Source organism: Christiangramia fulva, assembly GCF_003024155.1.
In the GTDB taxonomy this organism is placed as follows: Bacteria; Bacteroidota; Bacteroidia; order Flavobacteriales; family Flavobacteriaceae; genus Christiangramia; species Christiangramia fulva.
The window spans coordinates 2,954,050-2,976,743 of record NZ_CP028136.1 but is presented as its reverse complement, the minus strand read 5'-3'; the positions used below and the strand labels follow the sequence as shown (position 1 = coordinate 2,976,743).

Genomic DNA, 22,694 nt, shown 5'->3' with positions numbered 1-22,694 from the left:
AAATGAAAAAGAATATATTACTTATTGGAGGTTCCACCGGAATAGGAAGGGAACTCGCCGAAATTCTGGCTGCTGAAAATTCGGTAATCGTGGCCTCGCGGAACAAAGAAAATCTTTCAGACAAGATCCGGCACCTGAAATTTGACGTTCTGGAAGATGATATTGCAGAACTGGACCTCCCCGATACAATTGATGGGTTTGTTTACTGTCCCGGTAGTATTGATCTCAAACCATTTAAAATGATCAAACCTTCGCATTTTGAACAGGAAATGAACTTAAATTTCTTTGGAATGGTGAGATGTCTCCAGGGAATTCTGCCAAAATTGAAGAAATCTGAGCAGGCAAGTCTGATCTTTTTCAGCACCGTCGCAGTTCAAACCGGAATGCCCTTTCATACCAGTGTAGCTGCTGCCAAGGGCGCTATTGAAGGTTTCGCCAAATCATTGGCGGCTGAATATGCGCCTTCTTTTAGGGTGAATGTGATAGCTCCTTCTCTAACCCATACCCCATTAGCTGAAAAAATACTTTCAAATGAAGAAAAAATTAAAAAAATGGATCAGAGACATCCATTAAAACGCATAGGAAAACCTAAAGATATCGCCAGTCTGGCAGCCTTTCTTTTAAGTGAAGACAGCAGCTGGATCACCGGACAGGTTTTAGGAATTGATGGAGGTCTTTCCACACTGAATGTGAATTGATGAGTCAGCAGGTGAACATATTCTGGTTTAGAAGAGACCTGAGATTAGATGATAATACAGGTTTTCTGGCTGCCTTAAAAGATGATCTGCCTGTTTTGCCAGTTTTCATTTTCGATACGGAAATTTTAGATAAACTGCCTGAAGATGATGCCCGCGTAAGTTTTATTTTTGATAATCTTCAAAAAATGCGGTCCCAACTTCAGGATGAACATGGAAGTTCGATCGCGATATATTATGGCACTCCTTTTAAGATTTTCAAAAATTTAATTCAGGAATTCAAGGTCAACAAAGTTTTTACCAATCGTGATTATGAGCCTTATGCGAAAGATCGCGATACGGGAATTAAGGAATTCCTGGGGAAAAATAACATCGAATTTTACGATTTTAAAGATCAGGTGATCTTTGAAAAAAATGAAGTGGTAAAACAGGATGGAGATCCTTATGTTGTATATACTCCATATAAAAATACCTGGAAGCAAAAATTTAAAAATACCGAGCTTTCCTTCAGCCATACCAAAAGATATTTGCACAAGCTTCTGCAAAATTCAAGGTTACCAAATCTTAGCCTAAGCGACATGGGTTTTAAAAAATCCCAAGTAAAAGTTCCCGATTTTCAGCTTACTAAAGGTCTTATTAAAGATTATGAAAAAACCCGGGATTATCCCGCCCAAGAAGGAACTTCGCATTTAGGTCCGCATTTGCGTTTCGGTACGGTTAGCATTAGAGAGGTAGTAAGGGAAGCCGATAAATTCCATAACAAAACTTTCCTTGAAGAATTGATCTGGCGGGAATTTTTTATGCAGATCCTTTATCATTTTCCCGAAACCGTGACTGATGCCTTTAAGAAAAAATATGACCGTATTAACTGGAGAAATAACGAAGAGGAGTTTGAGAGGTGGAAAGAGGGAAAAACCGGCTATCCTCTGGTCGATGCCGGAATGCGGCAATTGAATAAAACCGGTTTCATGCACAATCGCATCAGGATGCTGGTGGGGAGCTTTCTTTGTAAACATCTGCTAATCGACTGGCGTTGGGGTGAAGCTTATTTTGCCGAAAAATTGCTGGATTACGAAATGTCTTCAAATATTGGGAATTGGCAGTGGGTTGCCGGTAGCGGTGTGGATGCCGCTCCATATTTCCGAATTTTCAACCCCACCACTCAAATAGAAAAATTCGATAAAGACAAAGAGTATATCAAAAAATGGGTTAAAGAATATGGCACTGATAAATATCCCGAACCAATGGTCGATCATAAGGAAGCCCGGGAAAGAGCCTTGAAAACTTACAAAAAAGCCGTGAGCAGTTAACTGAGTAATTTTCTGGCTTTCTCGAGATCTTCAGGAGTATCAATACCTATATTTCGCACATTTGTTTCTACCATTTTGATCTTCTTGCCATATTCAAGATAGCGAATGCATTCGATCTTTTCAGCAGCTTCAAGAGGAAGCATTGGGAGTCGATAAAAATCCATTAAAGCCGATTTCCGGAAAGCATAAATTCCTATGTGCTTATAATAAGTAACCACGGCTGCCGTATCCCGCGGATAAGGTATCGGAAACCTGGAAAAATAAAGGGCAAAACCCTCTTTGCCTGTAATGACCTTCACATTGTTGGGGTTGGTGATTTCTTCACTATCGCTTAAAGGAGTTTTCAGGGAAGCAAGATCGATCTCTTCATTTTCATCATTTAGGAAAACTTCAAGCAGTCTCGTCAGGCTATTGGTATCAATAAAAGGTTCGTCCCCCTGGACATTTACCACGATATCAACGTCCATATTTTCCACGGCTTCTGCAATGCGATCACTACCGCATTCATGTTCCTTTTGGCTTCTGATAGCCGTTCCCCCAAAATTCACCACTTCATCGTAGATCTTATCGCTATCGGTCACCACGTAAACTTGATCAAAAAGGCCTGTGTTTTTAGCCGATTCATAGGTGCGCCTGATCACAGTTTTGCCGTTCAGATCTTTCAGAAGTTTTCCGGGAAAACGGCTCGCTTCATAGCGGGCGGGAATCATGGCAATTATTTTCATAGGATGTTTTTCCATATAATATTCAGTAAAAATAAGGATTATGGCGCGGCAAAAAAATCATCGTTAAAACCAATCAGGTATAATTTATCTTTCGCTCGTGTCACGGCGGTATAAAGCCATCTAAGGTATTCCTTTCCCACACCATTAGGCAAATAGGGTTGCTCTATAAATACGGTATTCCACTGTCCACCCTGAGATTTGTGGCAGGTAATTGCATACGAGAATTTTATCTGCAAGGCATTGAAATATTTGTTGTTCTTAACCTTAAGGAATTGCTTGTATTTAGAACGTTCAGAAGCGTAATCTTTTTTCACTTCTTCATAAAGTTTATTACTTTCTTCATAAGTCAGCGATGGCGAATTGCTGGTTAAAGTATCCAGGATCACCACGGTTTCAAAAGGCCTCATTTTTGGATAATCTACCATTTGAACTTTTACTTCCGCAAAGCGAAACCCATACAGTTCTTTAAATGCAAAAATTTCCAGAACCTTAACTATATCCCCATTAGCGATAAAGCCTGCTTCGGAAGAGGGTTTGATCCAGAAATAGTTGTTTTTGACCACCATAAGATAATCTCCGGCCGACATTTCCTCTTCCTGAAATAAAATCCGCGAACGAATTTGTTCATTATACATGTTCGCCCGTTTATTAGATCGCACGATAATGCTGGTATCTTCGTGGCCGTTACTGTGATACGAATCCTGGATCGCATCCATGATCTCGTAACTGTCTATGAGCCTTATAACATCGGCATTTGAGGAAAGCTCGAACTTAAAACTTTCATAGAAACCATCCTGCAAACTTTCCCTAATCAGGGTGGCATTATGCAGAATATCACTTCCCTCACTTTGCCTCACCACTTCATCGAGTTCGATAAAAGAGATCTCTTTATTATAATTTATCCCCAGCTTTTCTTCCTGAAGTGCCGGGCTAACCTCCATTTTCACCGGTGGCAGCTGGGCCGTATCCCCAATTAGGATCAACTGGCAGTTCCTTCCCGAATAGACGTATTCAATGAGGTCATCTAAAAGAGAACCATTTTCAAAAAGTTTCGAATTCCCGCCGTCATCTGAAATCATAGAGGCTTCATCTACGATGAAAATGTTATTTATATGCTTGTTCTGCTGAAGGGTGAACTGCACTCCTCCTCCACCAGATTTTTTAGGATAATAGATCTTTTTATGAATGGTAAAGGCTTCTTTCCCCGAATAATTAGAAATTACCTTCGCTGCTCTTCCCGTTGGTGCAAGTAAAACACCAGATTTTTTAACCTTCCAGATGTTCTTGACCAGAGTACTGATAATAGTGGTCTTTCCGGTTCCGGCAAAGCCTTTTAAAACGAATAATCGGTTTTCTCCACTATTAACAACGAAATCTGCAAGCATTTGCAGAGCAATATTTTGCTTTTCGGTTGCATCAAATCCAAGGTCCTCTTTGAGTATTTTGAAGAAACTGGTTGGGGTGGGTTGAGCCATATAGAATGCCTAAAATCTCAAAGATAAGAATGGATTTTTACGACCAAAACTTTTACGAATAAAAAAAAGTTGTAGATTTGTCGTGTAACCTTTAACCTTCAAATTAAAACATAAACTTAAAAAAATGAGATTTGTAATACAGATACTTCTTTGGTTAGTAATTATCTTCCTCGCATATCTTACCTTCAATGCGGTATATGAACCAATCCAGTTCAACAAAATCAAAGAGAAAAGATACGCCAAGGTTATCGAAAACCTTAAGGACATTCGGGCTTCAGAACTAGCCTATAAAGAAGTAACTGGCCGTTTTACCGGAAGTTGGGATAGCCTTATTCAGTTTCTCGATACCGCTGAATTTGCCATTACCCAACGTCGGGATACCACTTTTCTGGATAAAGAATATAAAAAGACCTATGGTGTAGACCAGTATATTGAAAAAGTAGTGGTAGACACTCTTGGATTTTCTTCTGTTAAAGATTCTCTTTTTAAAGGAAACGAATCTTACAAGAACATGATGAACGTGCCAATTAAAGGAGTAGATGCTAAATTTGATCTTAAAGCGGGAACATTAGACAAAAAAGGTAATAAAATCCCGGTTTTTGAAGCAAAAATTGCCAAAAGCAAGATACTTTACGATCAGGACAGAACTCTGGTTCTTCAGGAGAACGATGTACAATCTGTTGATGATGTTAACGGAAGATATATCAGCGTAGGCTCAATGACCGAGGTTAACACCAGCGGTAACTGGCCAAAAGTTTATGGTGACAACGAATAATCATCAACCAAAACATAAAAAACTGTCCATTCAGGTTAGCTTGAATGGACTTTCTTTTTGTATCCTGGATCGAAATGAAAATTCTATTGTTTTTTATCACAAAATAAATTTTGGAAAACAGCTTGATCCTATTAAAATACTTGCCAGGATCGAACTGGAATATGAAAAACAAAAAGAACTCGATCAACCTGTAGACGAGGTAAATCTTATTTTTACCAATCCGCTTTTCAGTCTTGTACCTGCAAATATTTTTGATGAAAATAACGCTTCCAATTATTTAAAATTCAATACAAAAATTTTACAGACAGATTTCATTGCTTTTGATACCATCCATGATGAAATAATTAATGTCTACATCCCCTACACCAACATTATCAATTATTTCTTTGATAAATACGGGGAGTTTGAATATAGACACAGTTTAAGCGTGCTCATTGACAGCCTGCTTAAACTGCAAAACCAGGGCCTCACCATGTACATCCATACCTATCATAACAATTATGACCTGGTAGTGGTTGAAAACGGTAAATTACTTCTGGCCAACAGTTTTGAATACGATACCAAAGAAGATTTTCTTTACTATATACTTTTTACGGCAGAACAGCTCGATCTTGATCCCAACACCTTTCAACTGGTCCTGATCGGGGATATTTCAAAAGATTCTGAAGAATATAAAATGGCATGGGATTATATCCGAAACATCAGTTTCCTCGGGCCTTTTCATTCCTTCAGTTTCCAATCTTCTGAAAAACCTGAAATAGATACTGAAGAATATCTTTTACTAAATTCGTTCTAATGCGCATCATTTCCGGAAAACATCGCGGCAGGCGTATCATCGCTCCTTCCAAACTTCCTGTACGACCCACCACCGATCAGGCCAAAGAAGCCCTGTTCAATATTCTGAACAATTCCTATCACTTCGAAAACCTTTCGGTTCTGGATCTTTTTTCAGGAACCGGAAATATTTCTTTTGAATTTGCCGCTCGGGGTTCTGAAAATATTACTGCGGTAGATGCCAATTTTGACTGCGTGAAATTTATAAAGAAAACCGCTGAAGAACTTGAATTTCCCATTACCACCATTAAAAGTGATGTTTTTAAATATCTTCAAAAAGCTCCGGTAAAATCTGATATTATTTTTGCTGATCCTCCGTATAATTTGGCAAAAGAAAAATTTGCTGAAATTGCCTCACTTGTTTTCGAAAAACAGATGCTTTGCGAACAGGGTGTTCTAATTCTTGAACATTCAAAACACATGGAACTTGATGATCTGCCCTATTTTCGAGAATCCAGGCGGTACGGAAGCAGTGTTTTCAGTTTCTTTGAAAATTGATTATCTTAAGGCATGACTAGTTTAAAAAAGATAGAACTGGACTTCGCCAACCTCCAGTTTTTCGATGAGTATGTTATTTCGCGGATTAAAAATGACGTTCTTCTGGAAAAAAATAATGTGGAGATCTTGCGAAAAATGTGTCATGATTTCTATGGTTTTAAAAAGTTCGTCTATATAGCCGACAGGGAAAATGATTATAATGTAAACCCCATTATTTATCTCACGCTTCTGGAAAGAAATACTCTTATGGGTATTGCCGTGGTTAGCCGGGTAATTTCAAAACTCAAAACCGCAAATTTTGAAAAACAGTTTTCACCGGTCGCTTTTGAGCTTTTTCAGAATTTAGAGGAAGCAAAAGTATGGGCGCAAAGTCTCATCCATCAGGAATGATCAAAAGGCTTTCTCTTTTTCTCCTATTTTCACTATTTTTTATCGGAATGTATTCACAGGACTATCAACTTTTCTGGCATGATGAATTTAATTATCATGGAAAACCGGATAAGGAGAAATGGAATTTTGAAAAAGGTTTTATCAGGAACCTGGAAGAACAATACTATACTTCCCGGAGAAAAAATGCGCGGGTAAAAGATGGAAGATTGTTTTTAACCGCCCTGAAAGAAAAGTACCGAAACCGGAATTTTGAAGCCGGTGCTTCTAACTGGAAATATTATACTCATTTTGCCAATTATACTTCGGCAAGTATCAATACCAAAAACAAATTCGAAATTAAGTATGGTCGTATTGAGGTGCGTGCTAAACTACCCGCAGGAAAAGGTGTCTGGCCTGCAATATGGATGTTGGGAGCCGATTTTGATGAAAAAGGCTGGCCTAACACGGGAGAAATAGACATCATGGAACATGTGGGAAAAGCTCCTGATGAAATTCATGCAACTGTTCATTTTCCATATAACAATTCAATGGGTTATGATTCCAAGGGCACGATGAAAAAGATCAACAACCCGGCCGAAGATTTCCATGTGTATTCTATCGACTGGGATGAAAATAAAATTGATTTTTTAATTGATAATGAAATTTATCACAGTTTTCGAATTGCAGATGCCGGAGAAGAAAACAATCCGTTTAGGAAACCATTTTATTTAATAATTAACCTTGCTCTTGGTGGCAATTGGGCAGGAGAAGTAGATCCGGAAATATTCCCGCAGCAATTTGTGATCGATTACGTAAGAGTTTTTACCAAAAAATAAAAAAGCAGGCCTGTAAGCCGGATTCTGTATTCTGGTAAGTGACCAGAATCTTTGTCATTTATCTGAGATTTGTGTTGCCACAAATCTTTAGCTGCCTACCCTCCGGCGTGCGGACGGGCCGCCCGACAAAACCGGTATACATGGCATTGCACCGCATAGAGTTTACCTGATTTCACTACAGCATTACCTGTACATCCTTTCTGTTGCACTGGTCCTGTCCCGCCGGGGCGGGACGATGGGTGTTACCCACTATGCTGCCCTGTGGTGTCCGGACTTTCCTCCCCGATAACCCTGAGGTGATCAGAGCGACAAAGCGGCCTGCTGCCGGCAAATGTAAGGCAAATAATGTTGATTTCTTTAAGCTTTTGTTCATAAATAAGAGACTTACAACTGGACTTTAAACAGGTGATTTTTATATTTGTATTTTAATAGTTTTCGATGGAGCATTTTGTAGTATCAGCGCGGAAATACCGACCGCAAACCTTTAAAGACGTGGTAGGCCAGCAGGCCATTACCAACACTTTGGAGAATGCCATCAAAAATAATCACCTGGCCCAGGCTTTATTGTTCACCGGCCCGCGTGGCGTGGGAAAAACTACCTGTGCGAGGATCCTGGCCAAACTGATCAATCAAAGGGAAACACAGAATCCCGATGAAGATTTCGCTTTTAATATTTTTGAGTTAGATGCCGCTTCGAATAATGGTGTTGATCAAATCAGGGAATTGATAGACCAGGTGCGTATCCCTCCGCAGGTGGGAAAATACAAGGTCTATATTATAGATGAGGTGCACATGCTTTCTGCATCGGCTTTCAATGCTTTTCTGAAAACACTGGAAGAACCGCCAAAACATGCAATTTTCATACTTGCGACTACCGAAAAGCATAAGATCATCCCAACAATACTTTCACGTTGCCAGATCTTTGATTTTAAAAGGATAAGCGTTACCGACGCCAAGAATTACCTGGCCGAAATTGCTGAACGCGAAGGTGTTAATGCCGAAGATGACGCGCTTCACATCATCGCTCAAAAAGCAGATGGCGCCATGCGCGATGCGCTGTCAATCTATGACCGCGTGGTAAGCTTTAGCGGAAATGACCTAAGCCGTAAGGCCGTAACCGAAAACCTGAACGTACTCGACTACGATACTTATATGCAGGTGACCGACCTTATTCTTGAAAATAAGATCCCTCAGCTACTGTTGAAATTCAATGAAGTACTTTCAAATGGTTTTGATGGTCATCATTTTATTGCCGGCCTTGCCTCCCATTTCCGTGATTTACTGGTTTGTAAAGACGAAAAAACAATAGATCTTCTTGAGGTTGGCGATCAGACTAAAGCCAAATATTTCGAACAATCCCGAAAGACTTCCTATCAGTTTTTGCTGCAGGGGATAGATCTTGCCAACGAATGCGATCTAAAATACAAAAACAGCCACAATCAACGGCTGCTTGTGGAGCTTTGCCTAATGCAACTCGCCTCGATAAGCTTCGATGGCGAAAAAAAAAAGTCTAAACCGGGAATAATCCCCGCTTCTCATTTCGAAACCGAAGCCGTTAGCCTTTCTTCCGAAGAAAAAGAAATGGTACGGGAACATGAGCATGACAGCTCATCGCATACGAATACCAGGCTTCCGGAAGATAAAAAAGCGCAGGAAAGCTGCGCGAAAGATGAGGAAGAACAGTATTATTCAAAAGAAAGCCCTGCTCACGAAGAGCCTTCAGAAACACAAAAAACTCCTGATCCAACTGAAAAAACACCTCTTCCGGAGATAAAAAGGGAAAGAGTTTCCGGACTTTCCCTGAAAAGCATTCATAAAAAAAAGGAGATAGCCGAGCGGCAAAAAGCAGCCATGCCAGCAGAAAAAGTGATGGATGAAGCTTTCACCGAGGAAGATATGATACATCACTGGAAGCAATACACGGAAAAGCTGAAGAAAAAAGGCGAAAAAATACTTGCTTCAATTTTAGAATCCCAAACACCGGTGCTAAATGGAAAAGAAATTCAGCTCGTTTTTCCAAATGAAACCATGAAGCTGGACCTTCAGAAGGAAGAACCACGGATGATGGGATATTTAAAGAAAAAATTAAAGAATACCCATATTTCCCTTCAAATAAAGGTAGATGAGGCTACTTCAAGAAAATATGCCTTTACACCTCAGGAAAAATATGAAAAACTAAAAGAAAGCAATCCTTTAATCGATAAATTAAGGGCAACTTTTGATTTAGATGTTTGATTATGTTAGGACTAAAATTACCCACCGATCCGCGATGGGCTAATATTGCGGAAAAGAACCTTGAAGAAATTCTCGTGGATCATGCCTATTGTGAGCAAAAAGCGGCTTCCACAGCTATTTCCCTTATTGTTACCTATCCCGAATACCCTGAGCTGGTTACCGCTATGACTGCCCTTGCACGGGAAGAAATGGGCCATTTTAAGATGGTTCATGACAAAATTCTGGAGCGCGGATTAAAAATGGGCTGGGATCGAAAAGATGAATATGTCTTAAAATTGAAAGATTTTTTTCCAAAAGGAGGCAGCAGAAACACTCAACTCATTCACCGGCTGCTAATTGCGGGACTTATTGAAGCTCGCAGCTGTGAGCGATTCAGGTTGCTTTCAGAAAAACTGGAAGATAAAGAACTTGCTAAATTTTACCGGGATCTCATGGTTAGTGAAGCCAATCATTACACCATGTTCCTCAAATTTGCCAGAAAATATGGTGATCGCGAAGAAGTTGACAAAAAGTGGGAGGAATTACTGGATTTTGAAGCCGAAGTGATGAAAGATCTCGGAAAAAAAGAGAGCATCCACGGCTAAACCTTGTCTTTGCGTCGTTTGGAAGTATTGTAAAGTGATTTTATAATTCCATCTGCAAGTCCAATCTTGGGCACGAAAATTCTATTGGCCTTTGCCCATTTCATGGAATTGAGATAGATTTTAGATGCGGGAATGATCACATCGGCCCGGTCATTTTTCAGGTCCAGCTCGGTGATCCTTTCCTCGTAGGTATAAGAATTGAGCTTTTCATCATAATCTTTCAGGTATTTTAGACTTAAGGGTTTTCCTTCATTTTTACCGCTCGTCTTAAAAATGTTGTTAATATTACCACCCGAACCTATCAAATCTATATTCTCGTAATCTTTGGTTGTTTCTTTTACCCAGTTCTGCATTTCTTCCCAGGTCTTATGTTCCACTAGGTCTTCCATCATTCGAACCGTACCTACTTTAAAAGAACGCGAGGCAACAGTTTCACCGTTACTGTACAAAGTGTACTCGGTACTTCCACCACCCACATCAACATACAGGTAATTACTGTCATTTTGAATGAGTGCATGCAGATCTGTAGCTGCAATAATCGCGGCTTCATGCGTGCCATCAATGATCTCAATTTGAATATCGGTTTTTTCCTTGATGAGTTTTGCGATCTGCTCTCCGTTTTCGGCCTCTCTCATTGCCGAGGTAGCGCAAGCTTTATATTTTTCTACTCCGTGTGACTTCATTAACAGACCAAAAGCCTGCATGGTATCGATCATACGCTGTGTATTTTTTTCAGAAACCTTCTTTTTCAGAAAAACATCTGCTCCAAGGCGAATGGGAACGCGAACGAGAGAGGTTTTGCGAAAATTGGTTTCCGCACCTTTTTTTTCAGTGATCGTAGAGATCAATAAACGCACAGCATTGGAACCTATATCGATTGCAGCAAAAATCTTTTGATTTATCATGAGTTTACATCAATTTTATTCAAATAATAATCATATAAAGCCACTTGTGACCGAATTTTGGTGCCTTCGGTATTTCTGTACGGATTTTCCATTCCGGGGCGGTGATACCTGGCCTTAACATTATCATTCCAGCTTATTTCAAAAGTTTCTATAAGCTCCTTCTTAATATCTTCATCATAAATGGGACAGGAAACTTCTACCCTTTGATCGAGGTTGCGGGTCATAAAATCTGCAGAAGAAATATAGACTTTCTGATCTCCTGCATTTTCAAAAATAAATACCCGCGGATGTTCCAGAAATTTATCGACTATACTTATAGCTTCAATATTTTCGCTGAGGCCTTCTATTCCCGGAATAAGACAGCATATTCCGCGAACCAGCAATTTTATGGGAACCCCTGCCTTGCTTGCCATATATAATTTGTCAATGATACCGTAATCACTTAGGCTATTCAACTTTAAGCGGATACCACAGGCTTTACCGTTCCTGGAATTATCAATTTCCTTTTGAATTAAATTATAGATGGCATGCCTGGTGTAATGAGGAGAAACTATAAGATGTTTATATTTATTTACCTTATAATTGGTTTCGAAAAAATCGAATAATTTATTCAGTTCCTTGAGAATAGCCGCATCGGCCGTAAAGAGCGTATAATCTGTATAAACCCGGGAAGTACTTTCGTTAAAATTCCCGGTACTAATAAATCCGTAGCGCTTCAGCTTTCCTTCTTCTTCCCGTTCGATCACACAGGTCTTACAATGTACCTTGAGACCCGGAACGCCAAAAATCAACTTCACCCCTTCTTCCTGCATCTGCTCAGCATATCTAATATTGGCCACTTCATCAAATCGCGCACGGAGTTCTATTTGTACAGTAACCTTTTTACCATTTTTTACCGCATTAATAAGTGAACTGGCGATATGGGAGATTTTGGCCAGCCTGTAAATGGTAATTTTTATTGTTTTCACCTTTGGATCAAGTGCCGCTTCCCTTAAAAATTTCACCACATACGCGAAACTCTGATATGGAGTGTATAGCAAATAATCTTTTTCGGCAATTCCTGCCAGGACGCTTGATTGCAGAATGAGTCCCGGAATAGGAAGCGGTTCCCTTACCTCATATTGAAGATCATCTCTACCGAGGCTGGGGAATTCCATATAATCGCGCCGGTTATGGTAGCGGCCACCGGGAATGATACTATCAGTTGAATCGATCCCCATTCTGTTCATTAAATAGGTAAGCGTGTCTTCCTCAATATTCTTATCATAGACAAAACGTACCGGATCACCTTTAATACGATCTTTAACGCTATCAGAAATTTTTTCGATAAAGCTTTTACTAAGGTCGCTGTCAAGGTCAAGTTCGGCATCCCGTGTGATCTTGATCATATGAGCCGTAAGGCTTTCATATTGAAAAATATTGAAAATAGATTTCAGGTTATACCTAATAAGGTCATCTAAAAGAATTATATACTGCTGACCGTTTTCTTCAGGCAGCACCACAAAGCGTTCGATGCTTCGGGGAATTTCGATCAAAACATATTTCTTTTCCTTAACCGGTTTTTTAAGGACTTTTGAAATTCCCTGCTGTGGCTTGGTTTGGTCTTTCATTACCATCTTTACAGCAAGGTAGGCAGCACTGTCTTTTAAAGAAGGGATTTCAGAAAGATCATTAAGAACAATGGTTACCAAAGCCGGGCTAACCTTGCTAAGGAAAAAATTCTTTATAAAATCCTGCTGATTGGGGGTTACCTGATCTTCTTTTATAATATTGATCCCGTGGTCAATGAGCCGGGTTTGAATATCATCCAGGATCTTTAGACTTTCAGCCTGCTGGGCGATAACTATTTTGGTAATTTCTTCGAGAAGTTTACTGGCCTTAATTCCGCCTAAGGCGCTTTTTCCGGTCTTTCCCGCCAGGTCGATACGCTTAACCGTCGCGTAGCGCACTTTAAAAAATTCATCTAAATTATTAGAAAATATTCCAAGGAATCTCAACCTTTCTATAAGTGGAACGCTTTCATCTGCCGCTTCCTGTAAAACCCGCGCATTAAATGACAGCCAGCTTAGTTCTCTGTTTGTATATCGTTTTTCCAGCATTAAATCTATCGAAGGTTTTTAGGCAATAAAGTTAGTATGGTGGTGCCCTGTTCTATAGAATTCCAGGAATCGGTATCAAAATCTATCACCACCAGCCCTGTAGTACTAAGGTTGTCTATTTCTTTATCTCCTAACTCATTAACAAGCATGGTTATTGCCGGATTATGGCCGAAGACCATTAATTTATGAATATCATCCGGGCAGGACTGGATCACATTAAGCAGTTCATCCCGGTCAAAAGTGTATAGCTCCTCCACTATCTTAAAATCTTCATCGGGAATTTCAAGAGCTTTTTTAAAGGTTTTTGCTGTTTCCAAAGCCCGTTTCGCCGGACTACTCCAGCAGGTAGCAGAAAATTTATAAAAATGCTGGAAGGTTTTTAGCACCTTTTCGGCATCATCATAGGCCCTTGATTTCAACGGTCTTTGCTTATCATTAACTTCTTCCTCCCAGGAAGATTTCCCATGTCTTACTAAAACTAATCGTTTCATAAATTAAGGTGATAATCGTTCAACAATCCATTTTTCCTCATTAGATCTGTACCTTATGCGGTCATGCAATCGGTTCTTTCTTCCCTGCCAGAATTCAAAACATAATGGTTTAATTATATAACCTCCCCAATACGCCGGTCTGGGAATAGGTTTGTCTTTATATTTCTTTTCCAGTTCGTTTAATTTTTTGACCAGCACATGTCTAGATTCGATAACAGAACTTTGTGAAGAAGCCAAAGCACCAAGCTGACTGCCTCTAGGACGGATCTGAAAATATTCATCAGATTCTTCCTGCGGAAGTTTTTCAGCCTCTCCTTCTATGATCACCTGTTTCTCGAGCTCCGGCCAAAAAAAGGAAATACAGCAGTTTGGATTGTTTTCCAGGTGCCGGCCTTTATCAGAATGGTAATTTGTAAAAAATTTGAAACCTTTTTCCGAAAAGGATTTCAGGAGTACCACCCGCGATTTAGGATGCCCGTGTTCACTAACCGTGGAAAGTGTCATGGCATTGGCTTCCTGAATATCTTCAGATAGATCGGCCAGATTGAACCAGGAATGGAAAAGAAAATAGGGAGAATCAGGTAAATCATCTTCCTGCAATTCTCCTTTTTCATAAGAACGGCGATACGCCTTGAGATCGTTTTCCATTTAAAATGAAGTTTACCGCAATTTACAAGTTTCACGAAAAAAGCAGAAAGATTTAGGATTTAATTCACTACCAATTTTTCCGTCATTTTTCAACGGAAACTCTTAAAAAAAACATAAAGGAAAAGAAGAATTACCTGTCATCCGGGGTTAGTTTTTAATACAAATTGAAGGAATGCTTAAAAACCGAAAGAGCTGTTATTCAAACTTTTAAATTGACAAGAATGGAGGGTTTTCCATTAGAAATTCTTCCCGATTCTTACAAGATTCTTACAATTTCGAGGGAATTTTAGGTCATTTTTAAACTTTGAAATACCGAAAATTGTGTATTTGAACGAGTATAATCTACATTATATCTAATAATTTAAAGATCCTCTTTTTTAGTGAGATTTTATAATAATTTTACCCTCAGAACACCGATAAGAGTCACCCCCAAAAACTTCTTAAGGTAATACCCCTCAATTTTTTACCTGGTGTTTATACCCTTAAAATAAAATACTGAGACCCCAAATCAGATGGAAATTGATTTTTCTTTAACTGGAAGATCAAATTGTAGAAAAAAATTATCGTAGAACGATATAAAAAAATTGAACATTCTAAACATTACTAATATGATTTGGAAAACTACTTTCTCATTTATTAGAAGCACAATTGGCAGGATAAAAACCTATAAGCTTCTATTTTTAATTTTGTTCATAGGTATGGGTTTTTCAACTAATACCCATGCTCAGTGTAATAGTCAGAATATTACTCTATCGAATTTCTTTTTTGGAGATGCGTATGGAGATCCGCTTGATCCTTATGGCAATTATCAAATTGGAGATACCGTAAATGGATATATTTACGGCACCTTTGGTGGTAATTCAACCAATGGTTATTCTCCATATTTAGAATTCAGCATATTTATCAATGGAAATCCTATTGTTAATGGCGATAAAAGTTATTGCTTGAATTTCGATGATGATGGTGATGGTATTAATGATGTTGATCCTAGTTTGAAATTTAATCAAATTCCTAAGGGCTATAGAATAAAACTTGCTAGTTTCTCCTGGACTTATGGAGATGAGATTTCCATCAAAAACTTTTTTATGAACTGGCAAACAAATACCAATAGTGTTTGTCAAAAGGAATCCAGAAACTCTCAATGTTATGGTAACCCTGAAGGTTATATCGTTAGAACCCCTTTAGTAGCCAATTTTGATTATACTCAAGATTGTAATAGCTACGTTGTTACTTTTGATAATAAAACAACAGGAGGTGATCCAACGGCTTATGAATTTTCATGGGATTTTGGAGGATTAGGAACTTCTACTGAAGAAAACCCATCATTCGACTTCCAATCAGCGGGAGATTACCAGGTATCCCTTACTTCTAGATATTTCAATACCGAAATAGGCAAGTTTATAACCAAAATCTATACAGAAAATGTTTCAGTTTTTGAACCTCAAACCGCAAGCGCTGGTATTGATCAAAAATCTTGTGATAACTCATCCTTTACCTTAGCCGGAAACACTCCTACAGAAGGTACTGGAATGTGGTCATTAGTAAGTGGTTCTGCCACTATTTCCACTCCGGGTTCAGCTACCTCTTCAGTAATTGTTGAGGAAGGAAATACTGCTACACTTAAATGGACTATCACATATGGAGATAATTGTACTTCTTCAGACGAGGTGGTAATCACAAATTATGAAGAAATAATTGCAAATGCAGGTCCAGATCAGTCTCAATGTAATAATTCTGCCTTTACCCTGGCCGGTAATGATCCTGCTGTAGGTACTGGTATGTGGACTGTGGTAAGCGGAAGCGCTACCATTAACAATGCTAACGCTTACAATTCCTCAGTAACTGTTCCTGCCGGTGTAACTGCCGTATTGAAATGGACCATCACTAACGGTGATTGCTCTTCTGAAGATACTGTTTCCCTTACTAACTATCAGCAAGCAACTACTGCCGATGCTGGTGATACTCAGTCTCAATGTAATGATTCTGCCTTTACCCTGGCCGGTAATGATCCTGCTGTAGGTACTGGTATGTGGACTGTGGTAAGCGGAAGCGCTACCATTACTGATCCTTCTTCTTCTACTTCTTCAGTGACTGTTCCTGCCGGTGTAACTGCTGTATTGAAATGGACCATCACTAACGGTGATTGCTCTTCTGAAGATACTGTTTCCCTTACTAACTATCAGCAAGTAACTACTGCCGATGCTGGTGATACTCAGTCTCAATGTAATAATTCTGCCTTTACCCTGGCCGGTAATGATCCTGCTGTAGGTACTGGTATGTGGACTGTGGTAAGCGGAAGCGCTACCATTAACAATGCTAACGCTTACAATTCTTCAGTAACTGTTCCTGCCGGTGTAACTGCCGTATTGAAATGGACCATCACTAACGGTGATTGCTCTTCTGAAGATACTGTTTCCATTACTAACTATCAGCAAGCAACTACTGCCGATGCTGGTGATACTCAGTCTAAATGTAATGATTCTGCCTTCACCCTGGCCGGTAATGACCCTGCTGTAGGTACTGGTATGTGGACTGTGGTAAGCGGAAACGCTACCATTAACAATGCTAACGCTTACAATTCTTCAGTAACTGTTCCTGCCGGTGTAACTGCCGTATTGAAATGGACCATCACTAACGGTGATTGCTCTTCTGAAGATACTGTTTCCATTACTAACTATCAGCAAGCAACTACTGCCGATGCTGGTGATACTCAGTCTAAATGTAATGATTCTGCCTTCACCCTGGCCGGTAATGACCCTGCTGTAGGTACTGGTATGTGGACTGTGGTAAGCGGAAACGCTACCATTAACAATGCTAACGCTTACAATTCTTCAGTAACTGTTCCTGCCGGTGTAACTGCTGTATTGAAATGGACCATCACTAACGGTGACTGTTCTTCTGAAGATACTGTATCCCTTACCAACTACCAACAAGTTACTACTGCCGCTGCAGGTGATGACCAGTCAAATTGTAATGACTCTTCATTTACTTTAGCTGGAAACAATCCTACTGTGGGTACTGGAGCATGGAGCATTGTGAGCGGAAACGCTACCATTACTGATCCTTCTTCTGCTACTTCTTCAGTGACTGTTGCAGCTGGAGATACCGTGGAACTACAATGGACCATCACCAACGGTGACTGTTCTTCTGAAGATACTGTAAAGCTTACTAACTACCAACAAGCGACTACTGCCGCTGCAGGTGATGACCAGTCTAACTGTGATGATTCTTCATTTACTTTAGCTGGAAACAGTCCTACTGTGGGTACTGGAGCATGGAGCATTGTGAGCGGAAACGCTACCATTACTGATCCTTCTTCTGCTACTTCTTCAGTGACTGTTGCAGCTGGAGATACCGTGGAACTACAATGGACCATTACTAATGGTGATTGTTCTTCTTCTGATACCGTAAAACTTACTAATAATGTACTTCCTGATGCTCCAATAAGCGGTGGCGATCAATCTGTATGTTATATAGAAGGACAAAGCTTAACCGCTACTGCTTCAGTTCCTGACGGATATACTGTATTCTGGTTTGATTCATCAACTGGTGGTTCACCCGTAACACCTACTCTTTCATCTGTAGGTTCTAAAACTTATTATGCAGCAGCTTCCAACGATGCTACGGAATGTATAAGCTTGACAAGAACTGCTGTAACTCTTGAAATCCTTCCTGAAATAACTTTAACTGCAGAAGCTAATACAGTAACATGTAATGGAGCGAAGGACGGAAAAATAACATTTGATAGTAACGGAACTGTTACCATTTATAACAGCTCCAATGCTGATGTAACTTCTGATAACGGATCGCTTCCTGCAGGTATTTACACAGTAGTTGCCACCGAAACCGAAGGAAATACTGATGCTTCTTGTTCTAAAGAATTAGAAGTTGAAATCAAAGTTCGTGACAACGATTCTCCAGTAATTTCAGTTCCTGAATCTATAGACGTTGAAATTTGCGAGGCTTCAGGAATCACTGCCGCCAATGCCAGATTCCCTCTTGATCTTGACGGGTCTGATAATATTCTTGACAGTTTCACTGCCACCGGTTATTCAGCCAGTGACGATCAAACTGTAGAAAGCATTACTTATATAGACGTGGTTGATGAAAGCGGTTGTATGCCGGTTGTTACCAGAACTTTCTCTGCAAAAGATAATTGTGGGGCTGAGTCTACTGCTGTTATGACTATCAACTTAATTGATAAAACCAAACCATTCTTTAACGAGCCTCTTCCAACTAAAGAAATCACCGTGGAATGTACTGCCATACCAGATCCAGCAGAATTAACTGCTGCCGATGAATGTGCAGGGACACTTGAAGTTGCTTTCACAGAAAATAAGGAGGACAATGGGGACGGTTGTGGTAATACCTTCACTATCACCAGAAACTGGGCTGCTGAAGATTGTTCAGGAAACATGGTTTCCTTTACTCAAATTATAAATGTAATTGACACCACTGCTCCTGTTTTCGACCAGAAACTTCCAAAAGCTGATATAACCGCTTCCTGTGATGACGTGCCTGCAGCTATGGAGCTTACTGCTACCGATGCCTGTGAAGGTTTTGTAAATGTGGTTTACAATGAATCAAAACAGGATGATGATGAATGTGCTACTAACTATACATTGGTTAGAACCTGGACAGCAACCGACTGTGCCGGAAATGAAGCTTCATTTACTCAAACTGTTCATGTAAGTGATACTACTAAACCTGAATTTGTTGGAGAACTTCCCGCTGCCGAATTTACTGTTGAATGTGATAACATTCCAGCGGTTGGACCTCTTAACGCTACCGATAATTGTTCTGCTGAAGTAAGTGTTAATTTCAGTGAAGCGATAACCGGTCAGGATGATGAATGTCCCAATGTGTACACCATCACCAGAACATGGACTGCTGCTGATTGTGCCGGAAATGAGATTTCTCATACTCAGGTGATCAATGTTGTGGATACTCAGGCTCCTGCTTTCAACGAAGCAATTCCTGCAAATATGACCATGGAATGTGAGAACCTTCCTGAGCCTCCAACCATCACTGCTACCGATAATTGCGATTCTAATGCAGAAGTAACTTATTCTGAAACTTCTACTAAAGAAAACGAAACTGATAAGGAATACGTAGTGACCAGAACCTGGACTGCTACCGATTGTGCAGGAAATGAAACTACAGCAAGTCAGGAAATCACAATTGCCAATACAGGCGCACCTTCTTTCAATGAAAATCTTCCCGGTGATATCACCGTGGAATGTGATGACGTGCCTGAGGCTCCGGTGATCACTGCCTCTGATAACTGTGTGGATGAAGTTGAAGTTGTGTTCAGTGAAAAAATTACAGGTCAGGATGATGACTGTGCCAATGTGTACACTATCACCAGAACCTGGACCGCTACTGATGAAGCCGGAAATGAGACTTCACATACACAAGTAATTAATGTAATAGACACTACTGCTCCTCAATTCGATCAGGAGTTACCAGAAACTAATATAACTGCTGAATGTAGTTCAGTGCCTGACGCGGATACGCTTACGGCTACTGATAACTGTTCTGGAAGCGTAGATGTTGATTATTCTGAAGATATCACAGGTCAGGATGATGATTGTGCTAACACTTACACTATCACCCGCACCTGGACAGCTGCTGATTGCGCCGGTAATGAGACTTCATTCACTCAGGTGATCGAAGTGATCGATACCACCGCTCCTACTTTTGATGGCGAGCTTCCTTCAGAAACTCTTACTGCCGAATGTGATAACGTTCCTGCTGCAATGACTCTTACAGCAAGTGATAACTGTGCTGAAACAGCTGCAGTAAGCTTTAGTGATGAAATCACAGAAAAAGATTCTGATGCTGATAATAATTATATCATAACAAGAACCTGGATTGCTGCTGATTGTGCCGGTAATGAAACTACTTTCGTTCAAACTGTGACAGTTGAAGATACTACCGCTCCGGTAATTACTTCATGTCCTGAGCCAGTAAACGTTTCTGCCGATATGGGAGTATGTTCTGCCTCAGGTGTACAACTTGGAATGCCAACAGCTACCGATAATTGTAATTCTCAAGTAAGTATTACCAATAATGCTCCAGAGGTATTCCCTATTGGTGAGACTACTGTTACCTGGACTGTTTCTGACAATGCCGGAAACTCTTCTACCTGTACTCAGGTGGTAACTGTGATCGATGATCAGAATCCTGTAGTAGAAACTATGCAGAACATTACCGTAAATAGCGACGCTGGAATTTGTGGAGCCGTTGTTGAATTCGGGATGGTAGGCGCTACTGATAACTGTGAACTGGAATCGGTTGAAGTAACCGCCGGTTATACTTCAGGTTCAGTATTCCCAATAGGAACAACCACTGTAACCTGGACTGTGACCGATGCTTCAGGTAATATTGCTACTTCAAGTTTTACTGTAACCGTTGAAGACAACGAGTCTCCAGAGATTAGCTGTCCCGGTGATATGACTGTAAGTACTGAAGATGGTCAGAATTATGCTGTAGTTGAGTTTGCCGATGCTACTGCAACCGATAACTGTGAGGTTAGTGTTGAACAAACCGGTGGACCTGTATCTGGTTCTCAGTTCCCAATAGGAACTACCGTAGTGACATTTACTGCTACCGATGCTTCTGGAAACACCTCAGAATGCAGCTTCAAAGTAACTGTGGAAGATAATGAGAATCCAACGATTGATTGTCCAGACAATATCGACACCAATGTGGATGGTGGAATTTGCGGGGCAGCCGTAGAGTTTACCGCACCACAAGGAATGGATAATTCCGGAAACGTTACTGTGGAACAAACTGCGGGACCTGCTTCAGGTGAAGTATTCCCTGTAGGAACCACTACCGTAACATTCACCGCTACCGATGAAGCCGGTAACACCGCTGAGTGTAGCTTTACTGTGACCGTGAAAGATGACGAAGCTCCGGTAATTGAAGATAAAGATGATATTACAGTGAATGTAGATCCTGATACCTGTGGCGCCGTGGTGGAATATACCATTCCGCAGGCTACCGATAACTGTGCTGTAGACAGCGTGGTACTTACTGAAGGTATGGAATCTGGTTCAGAATTCCCTGTAGGAACAACTAAAGTAACTTATGTAACCACCGACAATGCCGGTAATACTGCAAGTTCAAGTTTCAATGTAACTGTAATCGATAATATCGCTCCTACCATTCAATGTCCTGGTGATATTGATATGGAAGTTGCAAGAGGTACAACTACCGTGGTTGTTGAATACACTGCGGTAACCACTACCGATAATTGTGACGGTACCACTGTGGAAATGACTTCAGGAATTGCTTCCGGCGGTGATTTCCCACTCGGAACAACAAAAGTTACTTATACCGTAACCGATGCTGCCGGAAATACCGCTACCTGTTCTTTCAATGTAAATGTAACAGAAGAAGCGCTACCTCCAGTGCCTGATGCTCCCGAGGTGACTATCACTCAGGCTATTTGTGCCGATCCTTTCGGAATGATAACAGTAACTAATATTGAAGAAGGAATCACTTATAGCATCGATGGAGAAAATTACCAGGCTGAAGGTATCTTTACCAATCTTGCTCCTGGACCATACCAGGTAACAGCAAAAGATGAATTTGGCCAGGTTTCCGAAGCTACTACTGTAACTATTGAAGAACCAACTGCCGCGGTAATAGAAACTACCACAACCGATCTTTGTGTGGAAGATGCATCTTTCAATTTGTTCGACCTGCTTCTTGGTGAATATGATACTACCGGAACCTGGATCGACACAGAAAACACAGGAGCTCTTACAACAAGCTTTATCGATCCGTCAATGCTGGAAGTTGGAACCTATACTTTCGAATATCAACTGGAAGGCAACTGTCCTTCAACGACTCAGGTAACCGTTTCTATAAATGACGATTGCGTGGTGTTACCTTGTACTATCAATGACATTCGTGACGGTATCTCTAAAGTAGTTACTCCTAATGGAGATATGCACAACGATACTTTTGTAATCCAGGGTAATGTAGATTGCGGATTTATCTTCGATGTGAAAATATTCAACCGTTGGGGTGCTAAAGTCTTTGACGCTAAAAATTATCAGGATAACTGGAATGGCTATTCAGAAAAATCTTTCACCAGCTCAAACCAGTTGCCTGCAGGAACCTACTATTATGTGGTTGAAGTTAGAAACAGCGAATTCAAACCAATCACAGGTTATATCTATCTAGGAACAAAATAAAAAAG

The 22,694-nt window shown here is 40.2% G+C and carries 16 protein-coding genes and 1 other RNA gene; 10 read left to right on the top strand and 7 right to left on the bottom strand.

The genetic code is table 11. The features are described from left to right. Positions 1-2 precede the first annotated feature (2 nt). Entirely contained in the window at positions 3-698 is a 696-nt protein-coding gene (locus C7S20_RS13260; RefSeq protein ID WP_107012919.1) for an SDR family NAD(P)-dependent oxidoreductase, read from the top strand. Continuing rightward, entirely contained in the window at positions 698-2,005 is a 1,308-nt protein-coding gene (locus tag C7S20_RS13255; RefSeq protein WP_107012918.1) for a cryptochrome/photolyase family protein, read from the top strand. Before C7S20_RS13260 ends, C7S20_RS13255 begins: the two co-directional genes overlap by 1 nt. Here the strand turns inward: C7S20_RS13255 and kdsB are convergent. Together kdsB and C7S20_RS13245 are read right to left on the bottom strand one after the other, a co-directional pair. Continuing rightward, entirely contained in the window at positions 2,002-2,730 is a 729-nt protein-coding gene (gene kdsB, locus C7S20_RS13250; RefSeq protein WP_107014239.1) for a 3-deoxy-manno-octulosonate cytidylyltransferase, read from the bottom strand. The two genes, C7S20_RS13255 and kdsB, sit on opposite strands and share 4 nt — an antisense overlap. Positions 2,731-2,768: 38 nt before the next feature. Continuing rightward, positions 2,769-4,205 carry an ATP-dependent DNA helicase gene (locus C7S20_RS13245; RefSeq protein WP_107012917.1) on the bottom strand — a complete coding sequence of 479 codons (1,437 nt, stop codon included), beginning with the start codon at positions 4,203-4,205 and terminating at the stop codon, positions 2,769-2,771. A 124-nt stretch (positions 4,206-4,329) separates the two neighbouring features. Between C7S20_RS13245 and C7S20_RS13240 the strand changes: the two genes are divergently transcribed. Genes C7S20_RS13240 through C7S20_RS13220 form a run of 5 tightly spaced genes read left to right on the top strand, consistent with a single transcriptional unit; the run spans position 4,330 to position 7,517 of the window. Continuing rightward, the gene (locus tag C7S20_RS13240) at positions 4,330-4,980 is read left to right on the top strand and encodes a hypothetical protein (RefSeq protein WP_107012916.1); all 651 of its coding nucleotides are present in this window, start codon (positions 4,330-4,332) and stop codon (positions 4,978-4,980) included. Next, a complete protein-coding gene (locus C7S20_RS13235; protein ID WP_107012915.1) occupies positions 4,964-5,776 on the top strand; it encodes a DUF3822 family protein in 813 nt (270 codons plus the stop codon). The genes C7S20_RS13240 and C7S20_RS13235 overlap by 17 nt, the downstream gene beginning before the upstream one ends. Continuing rightward, a complete protein-coding gene (locus tag C7S20_RS13230; RefSeq protein WP_107012914.1) occupies positions 5,776-6,312 on the top strand; it encodes an RsmD family RNA methyltransferase in 537 nt (178 codons plus the stop codon). Before C7S20_RS13235 ends, C7S20_RS13230 begins: the two co-directional genes overlap by 1 nt. 12 nt (positions 6,313-6,324) lie before the next feature. Next, positions 6,325-6,702 carry a hypothetical protein gene (locus C7S20_RS13225; RefSeq protein WP_107012913.1) on the top strand — a complete coding sequence of 126 codons (378 nt, stop codon included), beginning with the start codon at positions 6,325-6,327 and terminating at the stop codon, positions 6,700-6,702. Then, the gene (locus C7S20_RS13220) at positions 6,672-7,517 is read left to right on the top strand and encodes a glycoside hydrolase family 16 protein (protein WP_227009010.1); all 846 of its coding nucleotides are present in this window, start codon (positions 6,672-6,674) and stop codon (positions 7,515-7,517) included. Before C7S20_RS13225 ends, C7S20_RS13220 begins: the two co-directional genes overlap by 31 nt. Here C7S20_RS13220 and rnpB read toward each other — a convergent pair. Next, positions 7,515-7,842, bottom strand: an RNA gene (gene rnpB / locus C7S20_RS13215) — RNase P RNA component class A. The genes C7S20_RS13220 and rnpB overlap by 3 nt on opposite strands. A gap of 113 nt (positions 7,843-7,955) precedes the next feature. Here rnpB and C7S20_RS13210 point away from each other — a divergent pair. After that, entirely contained in the window at positions 7,956-9,752 is a 1,797-nt protein-coding gene (locus tag C7S20_RS13210) for a DNA polymerase III subunit gamma/tau (protein WP_107012912.1), read from the top strand. A 2-nt stretch (positions 9,753-9,754) separates the two neighbouring features. Then, on the top strand, positions 9,755-10,336 hold the full coding sequence (locus tag C7S20_RS13205) for a MiaE family protein (protein WP_107012911.1): 582 nt from the start codon (positions 9,755-9,757) through the stop codon (positions 10,334-10,336). Here the strand turns inward: C7S20_RS13205 and C7S20_RS13200 are convergent. Genes C7S20_RS13200 through pdxH form a run of 4 tightly spaced genes read right to left on the bottom strand, consistent with a single transcriptional unit; the run spans position 10,333 to position 14,479 of the window. Next, entirely contained in the window at positions 10,333-11,241 is a 909-nt protein-coding gene (locus C7S20_RS13200; RefSeq protein ID WP_107012910.1) for a Ppx/GppA phosphatase family protein, read from the bottom strand. The genes C7S20_RS13205 and C7S20_RS13200 overlap by 4 nt on opposite strands. Beyond that, positions 11,238-13,340: a polyphosphate kinase 1 gene (gene ppk1, locus C7S20_RS13195; protein ID WP_107012909.1), complete on the bottom strand. Its 2,103-nt coding sequence runs from the start codon at positions 13,338-13,340 to the stop codon at positions 11,238-11,240. The genes C7S20_RS13200 and ppk1 overlap by 4 nt, the downstream gene beginning before the upstream one ends. Positions 13,341-13,345: 5 nt before the next feature. Continuing rightward, entirely contained in the window at positions 13,346-13,831 is a 486-nt protein-coding gene (locus tag C7S20_RS13190) for a SixA phosphatase family protein (RefSeq protein ID WP_107012908.1), read from the bottom strand. Positions 13,832-13,834: 3 nt separating this feature from the next. Beyond that, the gene (pdxH, locus tag C7S20_RS13185) at positions 13,835-14,479 is read right to left on the bottom strand and encodes a pyridoxamine 5'-phosphate oxidase (RefSeq protein WP_107012907.1); all 645 of its coding nucleotides are present in this window, start codon (positions 14,477-14,479) and stop codon (positions 13,835-13,837) included. 608 nt (positions 14,480-15,087) lie between these two features. On the opposite strand from pdxH, the gene C7S20_RS13180 reads away from it, so the two are divergent. Further along, on the top strand, positions 15,088-22,689 hold the full coding sequence (locus C7S20_RS13180; protein ID WP_107012906.1) for an HYR domain-containing protein: 7,602 nt from the start codon (positions 15,088-15,090) through the stop codon (positions 22,687-22,689). The last annotated feature ends 5 nt before the right edge of the window (positions 22,690-22,694 follow it).